The following is a 22950-nucleotide window of genomic DNA, read 5'->3' as shown; positions in this document are numbered from 1 at the left end:
GGTGCTGCCTGGGGGGCCGGAAGCCGACAGTGGTGCTACCTGAGGGCTGAGGACTGAGGGCTAGAACAGGCCCAACTGCGTCACCAGCATCGCGAGGACCACGACCAGGGCCCAGCCGACCACCTGCTCGACGATCTTGTTCTTGTCGGAAGGCCCGCCGGTACCGGCCCGGCTCGCCGCGATCTCCGCCATGTGCGCCAACTTTCGTCTCGTGTTCCCTACGCCCCTCCCATCCCCTCACAGTGCGGCTGCCGGACCCGGCGGTAAAGGGGGAGTGATTCAGGACACGCGGGCCGGACGGCGCCGGTGTGCGGTGAACTCGCGGGCGGCTACGGTTCGTTGGTCCGAGCGGCACCCGTCATGAGGGGGAGCACCGTGACCGGCTTCATACCGCGCGGACCGGACGATCGCGCCCGTACGTCGGCCGATCACGCGTCGGCCGATCATGCGGCGGCTGGTCAGGCCGGCACGTCGCCCGATCACGCGTCGGCTGGTCACCCCGGCACGTCGCCCGATCACGCGCCGCCCGATCACACGTCGGCTGGTCGCCCCGGCACGTCGCCCGATCACGCCCGTACGCCGCCCCCACCCGCCTCGGCCCTTCACACCCGTACGCTCGCCGACCAGGCACGAGCACTGGCCGAGGGCGAGGTGAGCGCGCAAGCCCTGGTGGAACGGGCCCTCGCGCACATCGCCCGTACCCAGCCCACGCTCAACGCCTTCCGGCTCGTACGGGCCGAGGCCGCCCTCGCGGAGGCGCGCGCCGCTGACCTGCGGCTGGCGGCGGGGGAGCGGCTGCCGCTGCTGGGCGTGCCGGTCGCGGTGAAGGACGATATGGACGTGGCGGGCGAGCCCACGGCCTTCGGGTGCCCAGGGGACTTCCCGCCGAAGTCCGCCGACAGCGAGGCCGTACGGCGGCTGCGCGCGGCCGGGGCGGTGATCGTCGGGAAGACGAACACCCCGGAGCTGGGGCAGTGGCCGCACACCGAGGGCGCCGCCTTCGGGGAGACCCGCAACCCCTGGAGCCCCGAGCACACGCCCGGCGGGTCCTCCGGGGGCTCGGCGGCGGCCGTCGCCGCCGGGATCGTGCCCGCGGCGCTGGGCTCGGACGGTGCGGGGTCGGTCCGTATCCCGGCGGCCTGGACCAACCTGATCGGCGTCAAACCGCAGCGCGGCCGGATCTCGACCTGGCCGGAGCCCGAGTCGTTCCGGGGCATCACCTGCTTCGGCCCGCTGGCCCGTACGGTCGCCGACGCCGCGCTCCTCCTGCACGTCGTGAGCGGCCGGCACCCCGGCGACCGGCACATTCCGCCGGCCGTCGACGTCCGCTCGGCGGCCACGCGGGACCCGGGGCGGCGGCGGATCGCGCTCTCCTTCCGGCCCGCCTTCGCGGCCGTACGCCACCGGCTCGACCCGGCCGTACGGGCCCGAGTGGTACGGGTCGCGGAGCGGTTGGCGGCGCTCGGGCACGAGGTGGCGGAGGCGGAGCCGCGGTACGGGCCGATCGGGCTGACCTTCGTGCCGCGCTCGACCGCGGGCGTACGGGAGTGGGCGAGGCGGGTCCCGGAGGCGCGGTCGCTGGACCCGCGTACGCGCGCCAACGCCCGTAACGGGCTGCTCCTCGGCGGCGGGGTGCAGCGGCTGGCGCGGGCGGCGGAGGGGCCGCTGCGGCGCAGGGTCGGGGAGGTCTTCCGGCGTTTCGACGTGGTGCTGACGCCGACGACGGCCGTGCCGCCGCTGCGGATCGGGGCGCTGTCCGGGCTCGGCAGCTGGCGCACGGACGAGGCGATGATCACGGCGTGCCCGTACAACTGGCCCTGGAACGTACTGGGTTGGCCGGGCGTGAGCGTGCCCGCCGGGTTCGTGAGCGCAGGGGCGGGGCAGCTGCCGGTCGGCGCCCAGTTCCTCGGCCCGGCGGGCAGCGAACCCCTTCTCGTCTCGCTCGCCGCCCAACTGGAGGCGGACCAGCGGTGGTACGAGCTGTGGCCGCCGGGGTTCCAGGGCTGAGGCGGCTCGCCCTACTGGCCTTCGCGTTCGGCTACGGACTGCGAGAACCGCGCCCAATCCTCCCCGGCCAGCGGCGTCATGACGGCCCGCCAGCCCTCGGCCGCCTCCGGGCCAGCATCGCCCAGAGCCTCCGTCAGCGCCCCGGCGAACAGCTCGCGTTGCCGCTCGTGCAGCTCGCGCTCCAGCTTCGCGCCGCGCGGGGTGAGGTGCAGTTCCTTGCGCCGACGGTCGTCCGCTCCGGGTGCGACCCGCACCATCTCCTCGGTGATGAGCCTGCGCAGCGGCCCGTTGATGGCCTGCTTGGTCAGCCGCAGGGTCGCGCACAGTTCGCCGACGCTCATGCCGGGGGAGTACGCGAGGAACGTGAGGATGCGGTGGTGGGCGCGGCCCATGCCGTGCCGGTCGAGCGCTTCGTCGGCCGCGCCGGTGAAGGCGCGGTAGGCGAAGTAGAAGAGGGTGAAGTCGCGGTCGAAGCCGTCCGGACGATTAAGGTCAAGCATGTTGACATATTAGCCCGAGGCTCCCTATGCTCACGATTAAGGTCAACAACATTGACCTAATGGTGTCGATATGCCGCCCGTACGCCCGACCGGCGGGCTCGCGGCGCGTTCGGCACGGAACGGAACGAAGAAAGGCCAGTGACCGCGATGTCGGACATCACCGTCGGCGCGTACCTGCTCCGCCGCCTGCGCGAGCTGAACATCGAGCACCTCTTCGGCGTGCCCGGTGACTACAACCTCGGCTTCCTCGACCAGGTGCTCGACGCGCCCGGCCAGACCTGGGTCGGCAACTGCAACGAACTCGACGCGGCCTACGCCGCCGACGGCTACGCCCGCCTCCGCGGCGCCGCCGCCCTCGTGACCACCTTCGGCGTCGGCGAGCTGTCGGCCGTCAACGGCGTCGCCGGCTCGTACGCCGAGTCGGTGCCGGTCATCGCCGTCACCGGCATGCCCGCGACGGCGGTCGCGGCAGCCGGGGAGCGGGTGCACCACACGCTGATGGACGGCGAGTACGACCACTTCGGCCGGATGTTCGCCGAGGTTACCGTGGACCGCGCGACCCTCTCCGCCGCATCCGCCGACGACATCGCCGCCGCCCCCGCGAAGATCGACCGCGTGCTGCGCGCCATGCTGCGGCACAGCAGGCCCGTACACCTCAACCTCCCCACCGATGTCGTACTGGCCCGCGTGCCCGCCCCCGACGGCCCCCTCATACCGACCGAGGAGACCACCGAACCCGCGCTGCTCCGCGCCTTCCTCGACGACTGCGCGCGCCTGCTCGACGGCGCGCGGACCGTCACCGTGCTCGCCGGGCACGAGGCCGAGCGGTACGGGCTGCGCGAGCCGCTCGGCCAACTGCTCGCGGCGGCCCCGGTGCGCGCCACCGTGTTCTCCAGCGGCAAGGGCGTGGTGGACGAGACCGCGCCGGGCTTCGCGGGCGTGTACACGGGCGAGTTCAGCCAGAAGGCGGCGCGGATCGCCGTCGAGGACGCCGACTGCCTCATCCTGGTCGGCGCGGTCGCCACCGACAGCGTGACGGGCGGCTTCAGCCACCACTTCACCCCCGAGCGGACCATCGAACTGCGGCCCTACGGCGCGGCCGTGGGCCGGGCCGGATTCGACGGGGTGCGGATGGCGGACGCGGTGGCGGGGGTGACGGAGCTGCTGCGGGACGCGGGGCTGCCGGAGCCTGCGGGGTACGGGCGTATGGAGCGGGAGGCGGTGACCGACGGGGCCGGGTACGGGCGTGCGGCGCGGGAGGCTGCGGCGGACGCGGCCGGATACGGGCGTATGGAGCGGGAGGCTGCGGCGGACGCTCCCGCAGACTTTCTGACGCAGCGTCAACTGTGGTCGTCCATCGAGGCGTTCCTCCCCCCGCGCGGCGTCTTCCTCGCCGAACAGGGCACGTCCTTCTTCGGCGGCCAGGAAGTGCCGCTGCCCGAGGACGGGCGGTTCATCGGGCAGCCGATGTGGGGCTCGATCGGCTACACGCTCCCGGCCGCGCTCGGCACCCAGCTCGCCGCGCCCGACCGGCGCTCGGTCCTCGTCATCGGCGACGGCTCACTCCAGCTCACCGCCCAGGAACTGGGCACCATGACGCGGTACGGCGCAGCCCCGGTGATCGTCGTCATCAACAACGACGGCTACACCGTCGAACGGGCCATCCACGGCGCCACCGCCTCGTACAACGACATCGCCGCCTGGGACTACACCGCCCTCCCGGCGGTCTTCGGCGGCGGCGACCGCGCGGTCGCGGTCCGCGCGGAGACGCCCGCGCAGCTCGCCGACGCGCTCGCGCTGGCCGCCCGTACGCCGGACAAGCTGGTCCTGATCGAGGCGGTGCTCTCCCGCGACGACGCGCCGGAACTGCTCACCGCCCTGGCGGGCCGCTTCGCGGCGCAGAACGACTACGGGGCCTGATGGGGGCGTAGGGGGGAAGGGGGCGTACGGATCGGCGAGGGGCGTCGGTCCGTACGCCTGTACGTGCACGCGCGAGGGCCGTGTCGCGCAGCTCAACTGATACGGCATCAGGCAGCGTTCGCCTGGGTGGCGGGCGCGGGTGGGAAACGTTGTCTTATGCGGCACGGAACACCACGCGAACCCTTGCCGCTGCCCGGTCGTACGTACCGGATCGGACCTCGCGCGCACTCACGCACGGCATGTATGGAGAACCTACACAGATCATCAAAAGCGTTCTAGCATGGGCGAGTTGTCAGCTTGGAAGTAGCGCACCAACGATCAGTGACGGGGCGTCCATGTCCAGTTTTCCTGAGATCTCCGCTGAACTCGCCACCTACTTCTCGCTGGCGGCCGAGACCTTGGGCGCCGCCATGGTGGCGAGCGCCGCACAGCGCATCGCGGACGGATCGATCGACGCGGGCCAGGGCTACTTTCGCCGGCTCTTCCGTCGCGGCAGCGGCGAGGACACCCCGATCGCCCTGCCTGAGGGCCGCAGCGAACAGCGCGCCGACCAGCTGCTCGGTGTGCTCTCCCCCGAGGACAGGCAGCGGCTGGCCGAGGCCCTGGCGGCATGGCTCGGCGAACAGGAGGACCGCGGCCCGGACGAGGCCCGCCTGGCGGAACTCATGGCAGCCACCCCGGCACCCGCCCGCACATACCACGTCACGGCCCACGGCCCGAACTCCGCCGCCATCGGCTCGGTGGGGGACGGCGCCACCTTCCGCTTCGGCGGCGGAGACGGTCGTCACGAGGAAGGATCGTGAGATCCGCCGACTCTGGTGAGGACAAGACCCCCGAGGCCGGCCATGTCAGCTCCAGCGGCGTCGGCTCGTCCTCGTTCGGCGCGGTCGGTGACAACGCCACGTTCAAATGGGAGCTCAAGCGGACGTTGACGAACGTCGCGTGGCTCCCGGTGTCCGCCTGCCTCGTCATCGCCGCGACCATCGGCTTCGCCATCTTTGCCGTCGCCCAGTGGCCCGGCGGCCCGCAGAGCCAGTACGTGTGGGCCTACGTCCTCGGGGCCCTCGCCCTGCTGATCGCCGGCGTCGCCGCCCTGTACCCGGCCGGCCGGACCGCGCAGGCCGGCGACGCCGTGCGGAAGGCCGCCGACACCCGGCGGCGCGGGATGGTCCGTGCCGTTCTCGTCGGTGCCGCCGCGCTCTGCTGCGGTGGCGGCGCGCTCGCCTGGGTGGACGTCGACCGCACCGGCGAGGTCGGCGTGGAGATGGCCATCCGGGGCTCGCAGCCCCTGGGCGAGGCCGGTGGCACACTCACGGTGGAGATGAAGCGGCCGGCTTCCGGCGACGCACGGAACAAGCTGCGTCTGGCACTGACCATCACCGACGGCATTCCGGGCACGGCCACCTGTGTCGGCGTGATCACGGCGAGGGTCACCGCCGTCACCCCGGGCGTCACCCCGAGCACGCGGGAGGTGCCCGCGCGGTCGACCGTCGACTTCGACCTCGGCGGGCAGCAGGGGCCCCTCCGGTTCACGGTCGCCGTGCAGCCGAAGACAGGCTGCTCCATGCGCCTCGCACAGGCCCGCGGAACGCTGCACAACGACTGAAGCGAAGCGACTGAACGACTGAAGCGAAGCGACTGGGAGACCGTTCATGGGCAGAAAAGGGCACCGTTCCCGCGCGATCCGCACCGGGGCCGCAGTGGCGGCCCTCGCGGGCGCTGCCCTGGCCGGCTGCTCCTCGGGGCCCTCGTCGCTGTTCGCCGGAGGAAAGGTCGAGGTCGGCGCCAAGAGCGATCAGCCGGGCACGAGCTATTCACCCCACGACGGCGAGTTCAACGGCTTCGACATCACGGTGGCCAGGGAAATACTCGGCAGGGTGGGGGTCAAGGACCCCAGCTTCAAAGGCGTCCTGTCCAAGAACCGGGCCCGAGCCCTGCATGAGGGGGACGTCCAGCTCATCGCGGCCACCTTCTCCATCACGGAGCAGAGAATGGCACCGGAGTCGGAAGGCAGTGACGGTGAGGGGCTCGACTTCGCCGGCCCCTACGCATCCACCCAACAGGGCATCCTCGTAAGGACCAAGGACGCCGGACGCTACAAGCAGCTCGATGACCTCAAGGGAAAGCTCGTCTGCGTCTGGAGGGGCACCACCTCCGCAAATGAGCTGGCGAAACACGTATACGGCGTCGCCACCACCACGGAGACAGACGCGCGTGACTGCGTCAAGAGACTGAGGAAAGGAACGGTCGAGGCCGTCTCCACCGACCAGCTCATTCTCTACGGATTCATGGCAGACGACCCCAGCCTCACCGTCGAACAAGGTCTGACGTTCGGCCCGTTCAACGACTACGGCATCGCCATGACCAAGGGCCACCGCGACGACTGCAAGAAGCTCCGGCAGGCCCTCAAAGAGTATGCGCACAGTAACGACTGGGACCGGGACTTCCAGATCAATCTGCCAAGCGTCCCCAAGGAAATCCGCGACAAGGCCAGGCCCACCGACGCCGGTATCGACACCTACTCCTGCCGCGACGAGCCAGGCAACAAGAAGGTGAACGACTGACAGCGACCCCGGCGCCAGCTGGCAGCTTCCCGAGCGCCGGATGACAGCTACCCCAGCGCCAGCTGACAGCGACCCCGGCGCCGTATGTCAGCTACCCCAGTGCCAGCTGACAGCTCCCCAACGCCCGAACGACGCGGAGCGGTCGAACGTCGCCTGATGATGCGGCGTTACGGAGCCAGCACGTCAAGCTCGGCCATCGCGCCGACCGTGATCTCGCGCGTCAGCTCCTCCGCGCGGGCGGCGTCCCGCTCCCGTACGGCCTCGGCGACGCGGACATGGAGGGTGACGGCGGCCGGGTCGGGGTCCGTGAACATCACGTGGTGGTGGGTGCGCCCGGTGAGGACCTCGGCGACGACGTCGCCGAGGCGGGCGAACATCTCGTTGCCGGACGCGTTGAGGATCACCCGGTGGAAGGCCGTGTCGTGCACGAGATAGCCGTCGAGCTGCTGGCCGCGCGAGGTCTCCACCATGCCCAGCGCGTGCCGCGTCAGGGCGGCGCACTGCTCCGGGGTGGCGAGGGACGCGGCGAGGCCGGCCGCGACCGGTTCCACGGCGGAGCGCAGCACCGTCAGTGAACGGAGCTGCCGCGGCCGGTCGGCCCCGGCCAGCCGCCAGCGGATGACCTGCGGGTCGTAGACGTTCCACTCCTCGGTGGGGCGTACGGTCACGCCGACCCGGCGGCGCGACGCGACCAGGTGCATGGACTCCAGGACCCGGATCGCCTCCCGTATGACGGTGCGGGAGACGTCGAAGCGCCGCTCCAGCTCGTCCGTGCGCAGGACCGAGCCCGGCGGGTACTCGCCCGCGGTGATCGCGGGGCCGAGGCTGGAGAGCACGCGCGCGTGCAGCCCGCGTATCCCCTGCGTCCCAGGTGGCGTCCCCTGCGTGTCCATGTGCTCAGCCTACGGGCCGCCCCGCGTCGCTCCCCGGCGGAATATTAAGTATGACGTTTGCGTCACAAGCTCTTGAATACGTCGTACGTATGGGTTTCAGTGTGGCGACGTACCGATGTCAATGAAGACAGCTGCCGAGAAGGCAGTGCATACAGCGGACAGTGAGGTCCCCATGAGCACCCGCACCCCCCACGTGGTCGTCGTGATGGGCGTGGCCGGCACCGGGAAGACCACGATCGGCCCCCTGGTGGCGGCCGCGCTCGGGGTGCCCTACGCCGAAGGCGACGACTTCCACCCGCCCGCCAACATCGCCAAGATGTCGGCGGGCACCCCCCTGGACGACAGCGACCGCTGGCCGTGGCTCGACGCGATCGGCGCGTGGGCGCACCGCCGGGCCGGGCAGGGCGGCGTGGTCAGCAGCTCCGCGCTCAAGCGCGCCTACCGCGACCGGCTGCGCGCCGCCGCGCCCGATGTCGTCTTCCTCCACCTCACCGGCGACCGCGAGCTGATCGAGGGCCGCATGGCGGAGCGCAAGGGGCACTTCATGCCGACGGCGCTGCTGGACTCGCAGTTCGCCACGCTTCAGCCGCTGGGGACGGATGAGGCGGGTGTGGCGGTGGATGTGACCGGTACGCCGGAGGAGATCGCGGAACGGGCGGTCGCCGCGCTACGGGGCCCGGACGGCCGATAGCGGGGTCGAGCGGACCCGCGTCCCGAGCCCCCGCCGACCCCGAGCCTCCGCTGAAACAGAGCTCCCGCCGACCCCGAGCTCCCGCCGACCCCGAACCCCCGCGGACCCCGAGCTCCCGCCGAAACAGAGAACAACTTTCAGACGTTAGGAACCCGCCGTGACTCATCTCAGCGTCGAGATGCTGGCAGCGGACGCAGCGGCGCCGATCACCTCGGCAGGCCACGCGCAGCTGGGCATCGCCGTACTGGCCGGTATCGCCGCCATCGTCCTGCTGATCACCAAGTTCAAGCTGCACGCCTTCCTCTCCCTGACCATCGGCTCGCTGGTGCTCGGGGCCGTGGCGGGCGCGCCGCTGGACAAGGCGATCGCCGGTTTCACCACGGGCATTGGCTCCACGGTGGCGGGGACCGGCGTCCTCATCGCGCTCGGCGCGATCCTCGGCAAGCTGCTCGCGGACTCCGGGGGCGCGGACCAGATCGTCGACACGATCCTCGCCAAGTCGAGCGGTCGCGCACTGCCCTGGGCGATGGTGCTGATCGCGGGCGTCATCGGGCTGCCGCTCTTCTTCGAGGTCGGCATCGTGCTGCTGATCCCGGTCGTCCTGCTCGTGGCCAAGCGCGGCAACTACTCGCTCATGCGCATCGGCATCCCCGCCCTCGCGGGCCTCTCCGTCATGCACGGCTTCATCCCGCCGCACCCCGGCCCGCTCGCCGCGATCGACGCGATCGACGCCAACCTCGGCGTCACGCTCGCCCTCGGCGTGGTGATCGCCATCCCGACCGCGATCATCGCGGGCCCGGTCTTCGGCCGCTACGCCGCCCGCTGGGTCGACATCTCCCCGCCCGAGGGCCTGACCCCGGAGCGCGCCTCGGAGAACCTGGAACGCCGCCCGAGCTTCGGCATCACGGTCTCGACCGTGCTGCTGCCGGTCGTGCTGATGCTCGCGAAGGCCCTGGTCGACATCGTCGTGGACGACCCGTCGAACCACGTCCAGCGCGTCACCGACGTCGTCGGCTCGCCGCTGATCGCGCTGCTCGCCGCCGTCATCGTCGGCATGTTCACCCTCGGCCGCGCCGCGGGCTTCGGCCGCGACCGCATCGCGACGACGGTCGAGAAGTCGCTGGCCCCGATCGCGGGCATCCTCCTGATCGTCGGCGCGGGCGGCGGCTTCAAGCAGACGCTGATCGATGTCGGGGTCGGCGAGATGATCCTGGACATCTCCAAGGACTGGAACATCTCGGCCCTCCTCCTCGCCTGGCTCATCGCGGTGGCCATCCGCCTCGCCACCGGCTCCGCCACCGTCGCCACCATCTCGGCCGCCGGCCTGGTCGCCCCCCTGGCCGCCGACATGAGCACCACCCACACCGCCCTCCTGGTCCTCGCCGTCGGCTCCGGCTCGCTCTTCTTCAGCCACGTCAACGACGCCGGGTTCTGGATGGTGAAGGAGTACTTCGGGATGAACGTCGGCCAGACGGTCAAGACGTGGTCCTTGATGGAGTCGATCATCTCGGTGGTCGGGATCGTGTTCGTGCTGCTGCTGTCGCTGGTGTTGTAGCGGCGCTGGGGTGAGCCTGTGGGGGCCGTACGGGTGGGACGCGGCCCGTATGGACGGTACGGGTACGGCTCGTACGGGCGGGGCGGGCTCGTACGGTCTTGGGTGCGGCTCGTACGGCTCGTACGGCTCGTACGGCTCGTACGGGCGGAGGTGACGCCACCCGCCCGTACGAGCCGACCGTATTCCGCTGCTCACCTTCCTGCGTTCCGCAGTCTTCCTACGTTCCGCAGTCCCTCTCGCGTTCCTCCGCCCCGTGGTGGTCGGGGGCGTCGCATTCCACGAACTCTCTCGGGTCCAGGCGGGGAGAAAGCGCCCCGTACGCCGTCCACCGGACAGTGCCGCACACGTCGCACGACTCGCTTCCGAGATCGCGTACGAGCCCTTCGGGATGCGGACACACGACGTTCATCCGGCCGAACGCCGGACCGTCGCACACGGTCGGTCGGCGCACCGACTCCCTTTCTGCAACGGGAACTCGGAGGACGCGAGCGAGCCGTTCGGCGGCCCGTTCTCCGTCCGCCCGTGGATTCCGCGCGAGCTGAGCGGCAATGGAAGGCGAGGCGGGTCTCTGCACTCGATGGGTGAACGCGAGGGTGACCGTCAGCCCGACGGCCGCCGACGCCGTGAACGCGAAAAGCGCGGCGATTACTTCCCCTGTGTACACGCGCTTCATCTACGACCGTCTCGGACCGCTCCGGTGGCGGCCGGCGTCGACCCTGGCCCTGGCCCCGGCCTTGCGCTGGGGACCACGCGGACCGCGAACTCCTCCGGGGGCTCCAACGTCGCGTAATCGCGGACGGTCCGGCGGAAGTACGCGTGCCCGGTCTCGTACGAGTGCCGCCGCATCCACTCATCGACCCACCCCGCCCGCGTCGCGCACGGCAGCCCCTCGCCGCACTCCTCTTCCTCTTCTCCGCCCGAGACGCATACGACTCCGTACTCGGGCCACAGGTCCGGGGTGTGGGGGAGCGCGAACGCCTCGTAGAAGGGCGTAGCCGGTGCAGACGGGTCGGCTGACACCGAATTCCGCCGCCGTGCCATCGAGCTCTTGAAACTCAGACACGCGTCTATGGGCGACGAGGCCGCGCCGCCACGATGTTCGGGGCATCGGCACACGGGGAAGGCCATCGAGCCGGGCGCCGGGCTCTCGTCACGCTCCGAGTCGTCGTACCTGAACAACGAATTCGGCACGAGGAGTGAGCCGTTTATCCCGTACTCCTCGATGAGTCGTGAGAGTGCGGCCCGTGCTGTGCTCTTCATGTGGATCAACCGCCTTGCTCCGTGCCTTGATTGAGGTCACAGGTGGCCCGTATGGGCGAACAATGAACTGTCAAGGCAAGCGTCGCGTCGCGGAGAGTAGAGTCACAAGGGTTTCAGTGTTCCAACAAGCAATTGGAACAAAGGGGTTCACCATGCGGCGACGCAATGCCCAGGACGGCCAGACGGTCACGGTACAGACTCCGGGAGCTGTGTTCGGCGAACTGTTGAAGCATTACCGCCAGTCGGCGGGATACAGCCAGGACGAACTCGCGGGGAAGATCCCCTGCGACCGCTCGACCCTCGCGCGCGTCGAGTCGGGCACACGGGTCCCGCAGGAGGGCTTCGCCCGACTCTGCGACGAGCTGCTGGGCACCGGCGGGGCGCTCCTGAAGCTCTGGCACAAGATCGACTGGTATCCGGCGGTGGAACATCCGGACTGGTTCAGGCGGCGAGCAGAGATGGATGCCGTTGCGGTGGCTCTTCGCGAGTACCAAACACAGGTCGTACCGGGGCTACTCCAGTCCGAGGACTACGCGCGGGCGCTGTTCGCGCAGGTCGATTCGGGGGAGCTGCTCGAAGAGCGCGTCGCCGCGCGACTCAGTCGACAGCAGCGGTTCCTGGCCGCTGACGGCCCCCTGCTGGTGGCGGTCCTCGACGAGAGCGCGCTTCGAACGGTGGTGGGGTTCGGCGAGGTGATGTACGGGCAGTGCGCGCACCTGCTGTCCGTGGGCCAGAGGGCGAACATCCGCATCCAGGTGGCACCTGCCGCACCGCAGGCCGCCATAGTGCGGCCCAACACGTCAATGTCGTTGATCACGCTGCCCGATGGCCAAGAATGGGTCTACTCGGAGTCTCTGGATCGCGGCTACTTCAGCGACGATCCAGTAGCCCACGCGCGGCATGCGCGGACCTATGATGTGCTCAGGGCAGACGCTCTGTCAGCCTCTGAGTCTGCCGCTCTGATCAGACGCATCATGGAAGGGTACGGATCGCATGACCACAGACGATCTCGGCGCGGCGACGTGGGTCAAGAGCAGCTACAGCGGAAACAACGGCGGAAATTGCGTCGAGGTGGCCCGAGGCGCAGGTATCCCCGTCGTCCCCGTTCGTGACAGCAAGAATCCGAAGGGGCCGGTGCTCAGGGTTGCGCCGGAGGCGTGGGCGTCGTTCGTCGCGTTCGCTGCCGGTCGTGAAGCCTGAGGGTAGTTCGTCGTCAGGCCCCAAGTGTGCCCGCCGTCAAAGCAGTTCGGTGACGGCGGGCTTTTGTGTTCGTGAAGGAGTACTGCCACGCGTGCGCGACTTAATAGCGTGCTGGCGGGGTACCGTAATTGCGCCTGCATGTTCCGTGTTCGTGTGCGGGCATCCCCATCCAGATGGAAGGGTTCGGATGGCATGACCACAGACGATCGCAGTGCGGCGACGTGGGTCAAGAGCAGCTACAGCGGTCACAACGGCGGCGACTGCGTCGAGGTGGGCCGGGGCGCAGGTATCCCCATTGTCCCCGTTCGTGACAGTAAGAATCCGAAGGGGCCGGTGCTCGGGGTTTCGCTGGAGGCGTGGGCGGCGTTTGTCGCGTTCGCTGCCGGTTGTGAAGTCTGAGGGCGGGTCTTCGTCAAGTTCCAAGTGCGCCCGCTGACAGCGTAGTTCGGTGACGGCGGGCTTTTGTGCTTGTGAAGGAGCATTGCCCCGCGTGGGCGGCTTAGCGGCGTGCTGGCGGGGTACCGTAATTGCGCCTGTGTGTTCGTGTGCGTGTGCGGGCATCCCGATCCAGATGGAAGGGTTCGGATGGCATGACCACAGACGATCTCAGTGCGGTGGCGTGGGTCAAGAGCAGCTATAGCGGAAGTAACGGCGGAAATTGCGTCGAGGTAGGCAGGGGCGTAGGTATCCCCGTCGTCCCGGTTCGGGACAGTAAGAATCCGCAGGGGCTGATGCTCGGGGTTTCGCTGGAGGCGTGGGCGGCGTTTGTCGCGTTCGCTGCCGGTTGTGAAGTCTGAGGGCGGGTCTTCGTCAAGTTTCAAGTGCGCCCGCTGACAAGAAAGTTCGGTGACGGCTGGCTTCGTGTTCGTGGAGTCCCGGCCTGGCGGTTGGGGTCAACGCATAGAGCCTCCACTGATCCGGGAGTGGTTCACTCCTTCTGCCTGAGCCGGTGTGATGTGCTCAGCGCAGCTTGCTGAGCCAGCGCCGGCACAGGTCCGTGGTGACCGGCTCGAACAGTTCCGGACTCGATACTTCGAAGAGGAGCTGCGTCAGCAGGTCGGTGTCTGACTCTTCGATGTCGACGTTACCCAGCAGGTGCACCGCAGTGGCCCACTGCGGCAATTCCTTGACGTCCAAATCCCTGGATACGCACCGGTGCAGCACGTCCCGTGCGGCGCTGCGGTCCAGAGTCGCTGGGGTGTCTGCAAGTCGATCGCATTGGCCTGCGGCGTAGATCAATCCATCCAGAGGTGACTCCCAACGGATCAGGTTGGCCAGAGCTTCGCGGGTGTCCGGTTCCATATAAGTGTTCCCCTACTTGCGTTTGGTGTGGGCGAGGGGCGTGTCGCCAGGCTCCAGCACTATCGCTCACCTGTGCGGGCGTGCGGACGCGGGGGCATTTGATCGCCGTGATCGTCGGCTCGGCGTCGAGGGGAGACCTTCCGGGTGGGCCTTCAAAGATGGCGAACTCTTGCCCGTAAGCGTTTGGGCGTGAGTGCAAGCCAATCCGGGGCGCGAGGTGCGGCTTTGGCGGTACTGTGACCGGGTCATCACGCTCCGTGCGTACGTACGGAGCGGCCCCCAGCGGTGCGCTAACACCGGTCTGAGGGCCTTCACCGCGAGTGGAAACCAGGTCCACCAGGATGCTCCGGCATGTTATCGCGCCCACCGGGCGCTATGTGAAGGCGTCGCACGACGTCGTCCGTCATTGTCGTCTGAACAGTGACGCCAAGATCCTCCTCATCTACGTTCAGGGTCTGCCCGAGTCCGAGTCCGCGAGGCCGCTCGGTGAGCATGCGGCGCGGGTCGGGATCACGGGGCGGGCGTTCCAGAAGGCCAAGCGGCTGCTTGTCGAGGGCGGGTACTTCCATGACTGGCGGTGGCAGGGCGAGCGCGGGCGCTGGATCACGGAACAGGTCTTCTCCAACATCGTCCTGAGCGGCGAGGAGGCGGTCCGGGTGCGGGACGGGGTCCCGCCGGGTGTGCAGTCTCCGACGGTCGGTGGGCCGACCGGTCGGAGGGCCGGTGGTTATCTCCGTAAGAAGAAGAACGAGGAGAAGAACTCCTCCCGCCCACCCACCGTCGCTCCGGCCGAAGAGCCGGGCGTTCAGGATCGTCCGGACGGGCCGCACACCCCCCTCGATCCCGCCGCATCACTGCGACCAGCGGTCCTCGAACCCCACCTCGCCGAAGCCGAGAGAGTCCTGCTGTCACTCCGCCACGCCGACCGCCGCCTACGCCTCGGCGCATCCGAGGCGCGGGAACTCGCCGGTGCTGCCGCTGAGTGGTTTCTGCGCGGGGCGCGGGCCGGGGAGCTGCGGGAGGCGCTGACGACCGGGCTGCCGCCCGAAGGGGTGCGGTACGCACCGGGCTTCGTACGCCGCCGTCTCGCCGACAAGCTGCCGGAGGCACGGAGCTTCCCCGAGCAGCAGCGGCGTTCCCGCACCGCCCAACCCCCCGCGCAGCCCGCCCCCTTCGCGACCTGCCAAGGGCCCGGCAGCGAACACGTCTTCCGGCCCGTAGCCGACGAGACACACTGCGGCCCCTGTCGGCAGGAGCGAGCCGAGGCGGCCATGTCCGTGAGTCGAGCCGCCGGACCAGGCTGACGATCGTCTTGGCCTTTGGCCTTTGGCCTTTGGCTCCTGAATCCGGGGCCCGGGGCGGCCGGCGAGCGGTTTGGGCTCTTGCGAGCCGCGCCGGGTGGCAGGTTCGGGGCCTGGGGAGGGCGAGTCGAGTTGTGCAGCTTGCCAGTTGGGGGTGATCCCCTGCTGGCAGCAGTCCGGCCGCGTGCCCCATTCGCGCAGCGCGCAGCATCGGTCCGGCGGCCTGCGGCCCGGGTGGCGGCACCGGGTGAGGTGAGGTGTTGAGGGTGAGGGCATCGGTGAGGTAGCTGCGGCATCCGCCGCATCCGCCGCGCCGGTTGGCGGGGCGGGGTCGGCGGGGATCGGTCCAGCATGGGGCACCCCCGCGTGTGCGGGGAACACACAAGCAGGGTCACTGCGGGGTTTTCCCTGATGGGACCACCCCCGCGCGCGGCGACCACATCCTCCAACAGGGGGAACTTACCGGGCAGTCGGGACCACCCCCGCACACGCGGGGACCACGTCATGCTCCTGCGCACCCGCGACCGCCTCCAGGGACCACCCCCGCACGCCCGGGGACCACACCTCGCTCAAGGGCTGGGCGTACTCGTCTGCGGGACCACCCCCGCACGCGCGGGGAACACCTCAGCACGTTCTGCACCTGGCTGCCGACCGAGGGACCACCCCCGCGCGTGCGGGGAACACCCGGCCGTGGCTGACGACCGTGCCGGTAACCGGGGACCACCCCCGCGCGTGCGGGGAACACTCCGTTCAACGCACGCAGCGCCATACACCGTCGGGACCACCCCCGCGCGTGCGGGGAACACACCCCGGCCACCTGTGGCAACCCATCGGACGCGGGACCACCCCCGCGCGTGCGGGGAACACGACCGCATGGCGGACGACGACACCACCGAACTGGGACCACCCCCGCGCGTGCGGGGAACACTCAAGAAGCTTGTGCCAGGGCGGGAGTACACCGGGACCACCCCCGCGCGTGCGGGGAACACGACTTTACGGTGGCTCATTCCTCCGACCTCGGGGGACCACCCCCGCGCGTGCGGGGAACACCGGCTGCACCTCCTGCCCGCTTCCGATGACGCGGGACCACCCCCGCGCGTGCGGGGAACACCTCGGGGTGCCGAGACCTCGGCTGGTGGGCTGGGGACCACCCCCGCGCGTGCGGGGAACACACGTGGATACGGGTCACGATATTCATCTGGCTAGGACCACCCCCGCGCGTGCGGGGAACACCCTTCGTGACCTGCTGTTTCAGGTCGGCAGACCTGGGTTTCTAACCACTTGCATAGATTCCGGCATACGACGCAAATCCCCATCTTCGGGCCCGGGGCCCACCATTGGAACAACGCGAGCAGCCCGGCCAGAGTGCCCCGCGACGTCAGTCAGGGTGGCGATCGTTGGCGAAGCTACCGTCTACGCGGGCGGCCTCGATGCCTGCTTCGGTGAGGGCGCGTACTGCGAAGTGGGGCTCAGGTGGGCACTCTCTGACGCGGTTGAAGTGGCTGCTCCGAAGATCGGCTACCGAGGGTGGAAGGTAGGCGCGCGCCAGGTGCGGCGGTGGGTGTCGGCGGACCCGCCGTGGCCGTATCCCGGGCTTGGCCGGGGGTAGCCCACCTGCTGGGCCAGGGCTTGGAGGAACTCGGCTTCGAGCCCTCGTGGGCGGCGGGCGAGCGACCACCCCCGACCCGGCGCACGATCATCACGGGGGCGGTCGCAACGCCAGGTTCGGCGACTGTGCCGGTCGACACGCGGCTTCTGTCGTACAACCGGCCACCGTGAGCCCTGACTTTGCCTCGGTGGCGCGGGCGCACCGTCGCTTGTACTGGGGGCGTGCTACCGCGACCCTGCACCCTGCCCTCTTGGAACACGCCCGACTCGGTGTGCCCGGCTGCCCGAGACGGCGAACTCGTGCACGCCTGGCGTGGCCGCCCCTCTTGCGGAGCCGTATCTTCTGGCGGGCCGTGGCGAATCCCTCGACCTCCGCCGGCCGGGTCAGGCCGGTGAAACTCTGCTCCGTGCACTCCAGGCGACAGGTGAGGCCGGTGATGCTCTCCTCGGGGTGGAGCCCCTCGCACACACGGCAGTCATCCCCGGTTGGGCCGGGGAGCATGGCCAGGCCGCTGAGCGAATGCCCGCAGCCCGCGCCCACGCGCGCAGAGCATCAGCGTCCGCTGAGGTAAGGGCGTGGCTGGACGCTGGTGAGGCAGAGTGTGAGACGCGCTGCGGGAATCTGCGTACCGCGTTGCACCTCATAGGGCACGCTGAAGACGTCCTTAGCGCGAGCTCCGGAAACTCCACGGCGGTATGGATGGACTGGCTCAGCGCTGTGCGGTTGACCGCGTTCGAGGTCAACGCCGCTTGAATAATGGGTACTTGGCGCAGGCGCGAACAACCCTACTGGGCGTACTGGAAGACCTGCCGACCACGGCGGACAAGCAGTGCTCAGTGATCTACGGCGGTCTCGCGGAGGTTGAAGCCGCTGAGGGAAGGCCCGCTGCGGCGTGCGAGTACGCGGTCCGAGCTCTCGATTAACTTGCACTCAAGCGGTACGCCACGGGAATGGACTTCGTACGAGAGGTGCGGCGGGCCCTTTCGCGACGGCGCGGCGCGCAGTACCTCCGTGACCTGGACGGTTGGCTGTACGGGTGGGAGGCGACGGTCAGCGCTCTTCAGCGTTGAACTTCGCGATCTTCTCCGCCAGCTCACTGAGCGAGTCGAGGCGCATGGTCGTGACGCGGTCGGCCTCGGGGTCATGTTGCTGGATCGTGCCCCATGGACCGCGCCGGATGAGGGCGGTCTTCATCCCCGCGGCGACGGCCGGGCGGATGTCGTTGTCGAGCCGATCGCCCACGTACAGGATCTCATCGGAGGTGAAGGGCACGACCTCGGCGACGCGTGTGAAGAAGGCGAGGTCCGGCTTTGAGGCACCCCAGTCGTCTGACGTGCCGATGAGGTCGACGTCGCCGGTGAACAGCTCGCGGAGGATGCGTCCGGCGCGTACGGTCTGGTTGCCCGCGATGCCGAGCCATAGGCCGGCGGCGCGCAGTTGGGCGAGCGCGGACCGTACGTCGGGGTATAGATCGCCCTCGTCGAAGTGTTCCGGTTTGCCGGCTGACGCGCGCTTCTCGCGCTCTTCGTACAGATCGAACCCGGGACGGAACTCTTGGAAGGTCTCTCGGTAATCGCGGCCCTGTGCGATGACGGCGCCGAACACGGCGGCGAAGGTGTGGCGGGGCACGCCGAGCCAGTCGGCCCACGTGCCGTACTCCCGCGTCTCATCGACCAGGCACTCACCGACATCGAACACGACAGCGCGAATCATGCGGGCAGCGTAGGGCGCAGCGAGGACGCGGGGGAGTCTTCTGCCCTGCCCCTCGTCAAGGGCACCAGCTCGCCGACCTCGCACGCGCCCGAGCAGGAGGAGGAGAAGGCCACGGCGTCGATGGCGAAGGGGGCCGGTGCGAAGCTCAACGCTGAGGTCCCCTCGTGCAAGGCCACGCTGGTCTGCACCGAGGCGAGCGACTCGAACTCCACCGGCTCGGCGGACACGTTGGCTTCACCTTGAAGACTGCGCTCTTCGACTCCCGCTTCCCAGTTTCAGAGGCTGAAGGTGCCACCGCCGACTGCCGCGCGTGAAGTGCCGAGAGGGGCCACCCCCGCACGCGCGGGGATCACCACGGCTTCCAGTACCACCCCCACCAGGCCGCGGGACCACCCCCGCACGCGCGGGGACTACCGCTGGTCCTCGATGCTGACGCCGAGCCAGACGGGACCACCCCCGCACGCGCGGGGACCACGCCGAGGCGACTTTCGCGAACGTGCTGAACAAGGGACCACCCCCGCACACGCGGGGACCACTCAGCTCGACAGCATTTTCCCCTGACGGGCTTGGGACCACCCCCGCACGCGCGGGGACCACAGGGCCCGAAAGCCGCGTACAGGACCGCGCCCGGGACCACCCCCGCACGCGCGGGGACCACGGTGGGCATAGCAGCGGCCGGCCATGATTTGAGGGACCACCCCCGCACGCGCGGGGACCACGGACTGCCAACTGCTGGTGCGCTGGCTCATCGGGGACCACCCCCGCACGCGCGGGGAGCACCGACAAGAGGACTTCGCACGCAACGTCTTGACGGGACCACCCCCGCACGCGCGGGGACCACTGTTTTCAGGTGCGGTGCCGGTCGATGTACTCGGGACCACCCCCGCACGCGCGGGGACCACCTCGGCGCCGAAGTCGAGCTACTGACCGACTGGGGATCACCCCCGCACGCGCGGGGACCACCTCCGCGACCTGCTGTTTCAGGTCGGCAGACTCGGATTTCTCGCCACTTGCGTAGATTCCGGCATACGGCACAAAACTCCATCTCCAGGCCCAGGGACCACTATTGGAACAACGAGAGCGGCCCCACCAGAGTGCCCGCAGCGTCAGCCAGGCCAGCGATCATCGACAGTGATCACCACGCCTGAACCACCTGCTCGGGTTGCTCGAACCAGAGCTGATGCCCGCCGTCCGGTGTCACGGTCAGGCCGAAGCGCTCCCAGGACGGGCGGCCGTGCTCCTCGAACCACGTCCAGCACCGCTCCGCCGCCGCCCAGATGCCGCCCTCGCCGCGCTCCCGGTACAACGACGGCCCGTCCTCCGGGTAGACGGCCTCGGCGCTCGCACCGTCCGGCATCACCAGCCGCCGCACCGGCACCCCCTCATCGTCCGTACCGAACTGCATTTGCACGCCCGGCAAATGAGCCGCCAGCAAAAACGCGAAGTGGTAGCCGCTGAACGCATCCGCCGGCACACCCGCCGGCCCCTCCGCGGCGTCCTCCACGGCGGGGTGGCCCGGTGGCGGGTAGCTGGCCCGGTCCGTGCGCGCGGCCATGAACGAACCGCCCCCCGGATGGAACCGGCCCTCCAGCACGCCGCCGAACTCGTCGAGGATGATGAGGCCCGAGCCCGGCGGCATCACGTTTGCGATCAGCCGACCACCAGGTACCACCGCCGCCCGCAACGATTCGGTCACCCGCGGCAGCGCACACGACACGATCACCCGGTCGAACCGTTGCCCCCACCCGTGGTCCGTCGCGTCGCAGGCGACCAGCTCCGCAGCCAGCCCCAACCCAGCCAGGCGGCCCACAGCGGCGTCGGTCAGCGCCGGATTGACATCCGCCGACACCAGCCTGCCGTCACCGCCCAGCAAATGCCCCAGCAGCGCCGCCTGATAGCCCGTCCCCGTCCCCACATCCAGCACAGCCTGGCCCGGCCGCACAGCCAGGGCCTGAAGCATCCGCGCCGTCAGGCTCGGCTGCGTACTCGACGACGTCGGTACCCCCACCCAGCCCCCCTCCACCTGCCGCGCCGTGCGCGGATCGAGAGCGGTCACCAGCGTGCGGTTCGCGTACACCGGCGACAGCCCGGCGTCCTCGTCCACGGCCTCCCGGCGCCGCCACACCGTCGGCGACCCGCCACCGGCCTCGAAGTAGGCCGGTACGAACACGTGCCGCGGCACCCCCTCGAACGCAGCCCGCACCCGACCGGAGGCCAGGTCCCCGGACTTCTCCAGCACGTCCGCCAGCTCTCGCGCCAACGGCCTCCAGACCACACTCATGCTGAGCACCAGCCTTTCAGAACAGAAGCGATCGTGGTGGCGAGCGGCACCTCGGGGGAGTCCAACCCGCCCACTGGCCCGACGGATTGGCCTCCAGGAACACCCACTCGCCCCCCGGCCGGACGATGAAGTCCATCGCCGCATAGGACAGTTCCATCGCCGCCATGTATGCCCGTACACCGGCCGCGACCCTCTCTGGCACGGCGACCGGCCCATAGGTGAGGGCGTCGTAGTCCGCCCGCCAGTCGGCGCGGGATGCCTCGCTGCCCGCGTCGATCCGCAACCCGTGCAGGGCATCGCCGACGCTGAACAGCCGGACCTCGAACGCCTTGGCGACCTGCTCCTGGAACAGGTGCGCCGTCACCTCGACGCCATCGAGCGCGTCCAGATCCACGGGCCGCGTATACATCGTCTCCCGCTGGTCACCATGCGAGATGACCGGTACGCCCAGCGGCTTGGTGACCAGCAGGCCGTCCAGCGCCTTCGCGAACCCGCGGACCTCATCAACGCTGTTGGTGACCAGAGTGCGTGGAACAGGCAGCCCCGCCGCCCGCGCCGCACACAACTGCCGCGGCTTGAACTCCGCCGCCGACGCCCGCCCCGGATGATTCATCCACCCCACATCCAAGCTCGCCAGCACCCCGCCGAACCCGATCCCCGCCGCACCCCGCGCCCAATCGGTTCGCGCCTGCTGTTCGGTCTGGAGCTTGGGACCACCCCCGCACGCGCGGGGACCAAGTCAGCGCCAAGGTCGAGCACGCGAAGCTCTCGGGACCACCCCCGCAAGCGCGGGGACCACACCTGGTCATCGCACCTTTGGGGTGTACTGCTGGGACCACCCCTGCATGCGCGGGGACCACCTCCCCAATTGGGGAGTCCACGCTGATCGCATGGGACCACCCCCGCACGCGCGGGGACCACTTGGTGACGTCACGGGGTCGCGGCCTCGTAGCGGGATCACCCCCGCACGCGCGGGGACCACTTTCCGGGTCCCACGGCACATAGGGGGTCTGAAGGATCACCCCCGCACGCGCGGGGACCACAAGCCATCTCCCCTGCTGTCGAGGAGTTTGATGGGATCACCCCCGCACGCGCGGGGACCACTGGGCTACCACAAGGCCATGGTGCATCGGGTGGGGATCACCCCCGCACGCGCGGGGACCACATCGTGCTGAACACCCGGACCGGCGAGATCGCGGGATCACCCCCGCACGCGCGGGGACCACTGGATCCCCCATCCGGAGTCGGGGTCCCGGCCGGGATCACCCCCGCACGCGCGGGGACCACTTCGGGTTCGGGCCGCATGGTGAGGGTCACGCGGGATCACCCCCGCACGCGCGGGGACCACCTGCCGCCGGCGATGACGCGGACCGGGCGGCCGGGATCACCCCCGCACGCGCGGGGACCACGTGGACGCGTTGTTGAAGGTCACCCCGGCAGCGGGATCACCCCCGCACGCGCGGGGACCACTGCTGTCGTCGGCCGCCAGGCCGGACGCTTCGGGATCACCCCCGCACGCGCGGGGACCACCTGGCCAGCACTTGCGTCTTCTCAGCGGTTCCGGGATCACCCCCGCACGCGCGGGGACCACGAAGGGCGGCTTGGGGAGATGTGGCTGCGTGATGGATCACCCCCGCACGCGCGGGGACCACCCTCCGCGACCTGCTGTTTCAGGTCGGCAGACCCGGTTTTCTCACCACTTGCGCAGATTTCGGCATACGGCACAAAACCCCATCTCCAGGCCCAGGGCTCACCATTGGAACAACGAGAGCAGCCCCACCAGAGTGCCCTCAACGTCAGCCAGGCCAGCGTCTATCGGCAATGGCCACCACGATCGAACCAAGGTCAGCAGCCGCTGCTCCGGGCTCGTCACCCGGCACCCGCCCGTAAGCCCGGCCACCGCACCGCACCGCACCGCACCCCACCGCCCCGCACCAGCAGACGGAGGCTACCGCCCACTCCGCCGAAACTGGCCCCCACAGCGCCGTGCAGCCGCTCCAGTTCGGCGTCCACAGCGGCCACAGCGCGGCCATAGCGTCCACAGCGGCCACAGCGGCCCCCCACTCGGCTGGCGAGAGGTCCCTCAAAGGAGGGGCGCCGCGAGGCGGCCGGAACCGCACTGCGACGTACTGCGACAGGCCATGTCAGCCGTGT

Annotated in this window: 22 protein-coding genes and 3 CRISPR repeat arrays; of the genes, 13 read left to right on the top strand and 9 right to left on the bottom strand. The window is 69.9% G+C overall.

Annotated elements, in window-relative coordinates; genetic code table 11:
- Positions 1-60 precede the first annotated feature (60 nt).
- Entirely contained in the window at positions 61-192 is a 132-nt protein-coding gene (locus AC07AB_RS28675; RefSeq protein ID WP_363133489.1) for an SCO1431 family membrane protein, read from the bottom strand.
- Between the two features lie 183 nt (positions 193-375).
- On the opposite strand from AC07AB_RS28675, the gene AC07AB_RS28670 reads away from it, so the two are divergent.
- Positions 376-2007, top strand: coding sequence for an amidase (locus AC07AB_RS28670; protein ID WP_478572585.1), 1632 nt, complete (start codon positions 376-378; stop codon positions 2005-2007).
- Positions 2008-2018: 11 nt separating this feature from the next.
- On the opposite strand, the gene AC07AB_RS28665 is transcribed toward AC07AB_RS28670, so the two are convergent.
- Positions 2019-2507: a MarR family winged helix-turn-helix transcriptional regulator gene (locus tag AC07AB_RS28665; protein WP_478572582.1), complete on the bottom strand. Its 489-nt coding sequence runs from the start codon at positions 2505-2507 to the stop codon at positions 2019-2021.
- A gap of 147 nt (positions 2508-2654) precedes the next feature.
- Here AC07AB_RS28665 and AC07AB_RS28660 point away from each other — a divergent pair, with 147 nt between their 5' ends.
- From AC07AB_RS28660 to AC07AB_RS28645, 4 genes are all read left to right on the top strand, one after another.
- The gene (locus AC07AB_RS28660) at positions 2655-4427 is read left to right on the top strand and encodes an alpha-keto acid decarboxylase family protein (protein WP_478572784.1); all 1773 of its coding nucleotides are present in this window, start codon (positions 2655-2657) and stop codon (positions 4425-4427) included.
- 335 nt (positions 4428-4762) lie between these two features.
- Complete coding sequence (locus tag AC07AB_RS28655) at positions 4763-5230, top strand: hypothetical protein (protein ID WP_478572580.1); 468 nt, start codon at positions 4763-4765, stop codon at positions 5228-5230.
- Positions 5227-6033 carry a hypothetical protein gene (locus AC07AB_RS28650; protein WP_478572577.1) on the top strand — a complete coding sequence of 269 codons (807 nt, stop codon included), beginning with the start codon at positions 5227-5229 and terminating at the stop codon, positions 6031-6033. The genes AC07AB_RS28655 and AC07AB_RS28650 overlap by 4 nt, the downstream gene beginning before the upstream one ends.
- Before the next feature lie 46 nt (positions 6034-6079).
- The gene (locus tag AC07AB_RS28645; RefSeq protein ID WP_478572575.1) at positions 6080-6991 is read left to right on the top strand and encodes a glutamate ABC transporter substrate-binding protein; all 912 of its coding nucleotides are present in this window, start codon (positions 6080-6082) and stop codon (positions 6989-6991) included.
- A gap of 167 nt (positions 6992-7158) precedes the next feature.
- Here AC07AB_RS28645 and AC07AB_RS28640 read toward each other — a convergent pair whose 3' ends face one another.
- Positions 7159-7884 (bottom strand): FadR/GntR family transcriptional regulator, encoded by a 726-nt coding sequence (locus AC07AB_RS28640; RefSeq protein ID WP_478572572.1) that lies wholly within the window; start codon positions 7882-7884, stop codon positions 7159-7161.
- Positions 7885-8056: 172 nt separating this feature from the next.
- Here AC07AB_RS28640 and AC07AB_RS28635 point away from each other — a divergent pair, with 172 nt between their 5' ends.
- From AC07AB_RS28635 to AC07AB_RS28625, 3 genes are all read left to right on the top strand, one after another.
- Entirely contained in the window at positions 8057-8575 is a 519-nt protein-coding gene (locus AC07AB_RS28635; RefSeq protein WP_478572569.1) for a gluconokinase, read from the top strand.
- 157 nt (positions 8576-8732) lie between these two features.
- The gene (locus AC07AB_RS28630; RefSeq protein ID WP_478572566.1) at positions 8733-10130 is read left to right on the top strand and encodes a GntT/GntP/DsdX family permease; all 1398 of its coding nucleotides are present in this window, start codon (positions 8733-8735) and stop codon (positions 10128-10130) included.
- Between the two features lie 10 nt (positions 10131-10140).
- Complete coding sequence (locus AC07AB_RS28625; RefSeq protein WP_478572563.1) at positions 10141-10284, top strand: hypothetical protein; 144 nt, start codon at positions 10141-10143, stop codon at positions 10282-10284.
- Between the two features lie 63 nt (positions 10285-10347).
- Here AC07AB_RS28625 and AC07AB_RS28620 read toward each other — a convergent pair whose 3' ends face one another.
- Complete coding sequence (locus AC07AB_RS28620) at positions 10348-10803, bottom strand: DUF6255 family natural product biosynthesis protein (protein ID WP_478572560.1); 456 nt, start codon at positions 10801-10803, stop codon at positions 10348-10350.
- A 739-nt stretch (positions 10804-11542) separates the two neighbouring features.
- Between AC07AB_RS28620 and AC07AB_RS28615 the strand changes: the two genes are divergently transcribed.
- The 4 genes from AC07AB_RS28615 (at position 11543) to AC07AB_RS28600 (ending at position 13387) form a co-directional block, all read left to right on the top strand.
- On the top strand, positions 11543-12502 hold the full coding sequence (locus tag AC07AB_RS28615) for a helix-turn-helix domain-containing protein (RefSeq protein WP_478572557.1): 960 nt from the start codon (positions 11543-11545) through the stop codon (positions 12500-12502).
- Entirely contained in the window at positions 12462-12590 is a 129-nt protein-coding gene (locus tag AC07AB_RS28610; protein WP_478572555.1) for a DUF397 domain-containing protein, read from the top strand. The genes AC07AB_RS28615 and AC07AB_RS28610 overlap by 41 nt, the downstream gene beginning before the upstream one ends.
- Positions 12591-12782: 192 nt before the next feature.
- Complete coding sequence (locus AC07AB_RS28605) at positions 12783-12989, top strand: DUF397 domain-containing protein (protein WP_478572552.1); 207 nt, start codon at positions 12783-12785, stop codon at positions 12987-12989.
- Between the two features lie 191 nt (positions 12990-13180).
- A complete protein-coding gene (locus AC07AB_RS28600; RefSeq protein WP_478572550.1) occupies positions 13181-13387 on the top strand; it encodes a DUF397 domain-containing protein in 207 nt (68 codons plus the stop codon).
- 163 nt (positions 13388-13550) lie between these two features.
- Here the strand turns inward: AC07AB_RS28600 and AC07AB_RS28595 are convergent, their stop codons facing one another.
- Positions 13551-13892: a hypothetical protein gene (locus tag AC07AB_RS28595; protein ID WP_478572547.1), complete on the bottom strand. Its 342-nt coding sequence runs from the start codon at positions 13890-13892 to the stop codon at positions 13551-13553.
- 341 nt (positions 13893-14233) lie between these two features.
- Here AC07AB_RS28595 and AC07AB_RS28590 point away from each other — a divergent pair, with 341 nt between their 5' ends.
- Complete coding sequence (locus AC07AB_RS28590; protein WP_478572544.1) at positions 14234-15196, top strand: hypothetical protein; 963 nt, start codon at positions 14234-14236, stop codon at positions 15194-15196.
- Positions 15197-15665: 469 nt separating this feature from the next.
- A CRISPR array of direct repeats spans positions 15666-16426; the repeat unit is 29 nt; unit sequence GGGACCACCCCCGCGCGTGCGGGGAACAC.
- 1426 nt (positions 16427-17852) lie between these two features.
- Here AC07AB_RS28590 and AC07AB_RS28585 read toward each other — a convergent pair.
- From AC07AB_RS28585 to AC07AB_RS28570, 4 genes are all read right to left on the bottom strand, one after another.
- Positions 17853-18515, bottom strand: a complete 663-nt coding sequence (locus AC07AB_RS28585; protein ID WP_478572541.1) for an HAD family hydrolase — start codon at positions 18513-18515, stop codon at positions 17853-17855.
- Positions 18512-18742, bottom strand: a complete 231-nt coding sequence (locus AC07AB_RS28580) for a hypothetical protein (protein WP_478572538.1) — start codon at positions 18740-18742, stop codon at positions 18512-18514. Before AC07AB_RS28580 ends, AC07AB_RS28585 begins: the two co-directional genes overlap by 4 nt.
- A 97-nt stretch (positions 18743-18839) precedes the next feature.
- Positions 18840-19474: direct repeats of the CRISPR family, unit length 25 nt; unit sequence GGGACCACCCCCGCACGCGCGGGGA.
- Positions 19475-19650: 176 nt separating this feature from the next.
- Positions 19651-20796, bottom strand: coding sequence for a methyltransferase domain-containing protein (locus AC07AB_RS28575; RefSeq protein ID WP_478572535.1), 1146 nt, complete (start codon positions 20794-20796; stop codon positions 19651-19653).
- Between the two features lie 16 nt (positions 20797-20812).
- Positions 20813-21409: an MvdC/MvdD family ATP grasp protein gene (locus AC07AB_RS28570; protein WP_478572532.1), complete on the bottom strand. Its 597-nt coding sequence runs from the start codon at positions 21407-21409 to the stop codon at positions 20813-20815.
- A 95-nt stretch (positions 21410-21504) separates the two neighbouring features.
- A CRISPR array of direct repeats spans positions 21505-22448; the repeat unit is 30 nt; unit sequence CGGGATCACCCCCGCACGCGCGGGGACCAC.
- Positions 22449-22950 lie beyond the last annotated feature (502 nt).

The sequence above is a fragment of the Streptomyces sp. NPDC044033 genome (assembly GCF_056434425.1).
The sequence above is the reverse complement of the archived record's forward strand: the minus strand, read 5'-3'. Positions and strand labels throughout refer to the sequence as shown.

Bases quoted from the DNA above. Each gene is read 5' to 3' on its own strand.
- AC07AB_RS28675 (WP_363133489.1), bottom strand. From the start codon at position 192: ATGGCGGAGATCGCGGCGAGCCGGGCCGGTACCGGCGGGCCTTCCGAC.
- AC07AB_RS28665 (WP_478572582.1), bottom strand. From the start codon at position 2,507: ATGCTTGACCTTAATCGTCCGGACGGCTTCGACCGCGACTTCACCCTC.
- AC07AB_RS28660 (WP_478572784.1), top strand. From the start codon at position 2,655: ATGTCGGACATCACCGTCGGCGCGTACCTGCTCCGCCGCCTGCGCGAG.
- AC07AB_RS28655 (WP_478572580.1), top strand. From the start codon at position 4,763: ATGTCCAGTTTTCCTGAGATCTCCGCTGAACTCGCCACCTACTTCTCG.
- AC07AB_RS28645 (WP_478572575.1), top strand. From the start codon at position 6,080: ATGGGCAGAAAAGGGCACCGTTCCCGCGCGATCCGCACCGGGGCCGCA.
- AC07AB_RS28640 (WP_478572572.1), bottom strand. From the start codon at position 7,884: ATGGACACGCAGGGGACGCCACCTGGGACGCAGGGGATACGCGGGCTG.
- AC07AB_RS28635 (WP_478572569.1), top strand. From the start codon at position 8,057: ATGAGCACCCGCACCCCCCACGTGGTCGTCGTGATGGGCGTGGCCGGC.
- AC07AB_RS28620 (WP_478572560.1), bottom strand. From the start codon at position 10,803: ATGAAGCGCGTGTACACAGGGGAAGTAATCGCCGCGCTTTTCGCGTTC.
- AC07AB_RS28615 (WP_478572557.1), top strand. From the start codon at position 11,543: ATGCGGCGACGCAATGCCCAGGACGGCCAGACGGTCACGGTACAGACT.
- AC07AB_RS28605 (WP_478572552.1), top strand. From the start codon at position 12,783: ATGACCACAGACGATCGCAGTGCGGCGACGTGGGTCAAGAGCAGCTAC.
- AC07AB_RS28600 (WP_478572550.1), top strand. From the start codon at position 13,181: ATGACCACAGACGATCTCAGTGCGGTGGCGTGGGTCAAGAGCAGCTAT.
- AC07AB_RS28595 (WP_478572547.1), bottom strand. From the start codon at position 13,892: ATGGAACCGGACACCCGCGAAGCTCTGGCCAACCTGATCCGTTGGGAG.
- AC07AB_RS28590 (WP_478572544.1), top strand. From the start codon at position 14,234: ATGCTCCGGCATGTTATCGCGCCCACCGGGCGCTATGTGAAGGCGTCG.
- AC07AB_RS28585 (WP_478572541.1), bottom strand. From the start codon at position 18,515: ATGATTCGCGCTGTCGTGTTCGATGTCGGTGAGTGCCTGGTCGATGAG.
- AC07AB_RS28575 (WP_478572535.1), bottom strand. From the start codon at position 20,796: ATGAGTGTGGTCTGGAGGCCGTTGGCGCGAGAGCTGGCGGACGTGCTG.
- AC07AB_RS28570 (WP_478572532.1), bottom strand. From the start codon at position 21,409: ATGAATCATCCGGGGCGGGCGTCGGCGGCGGAGTTCAAGCCGCGGCAG.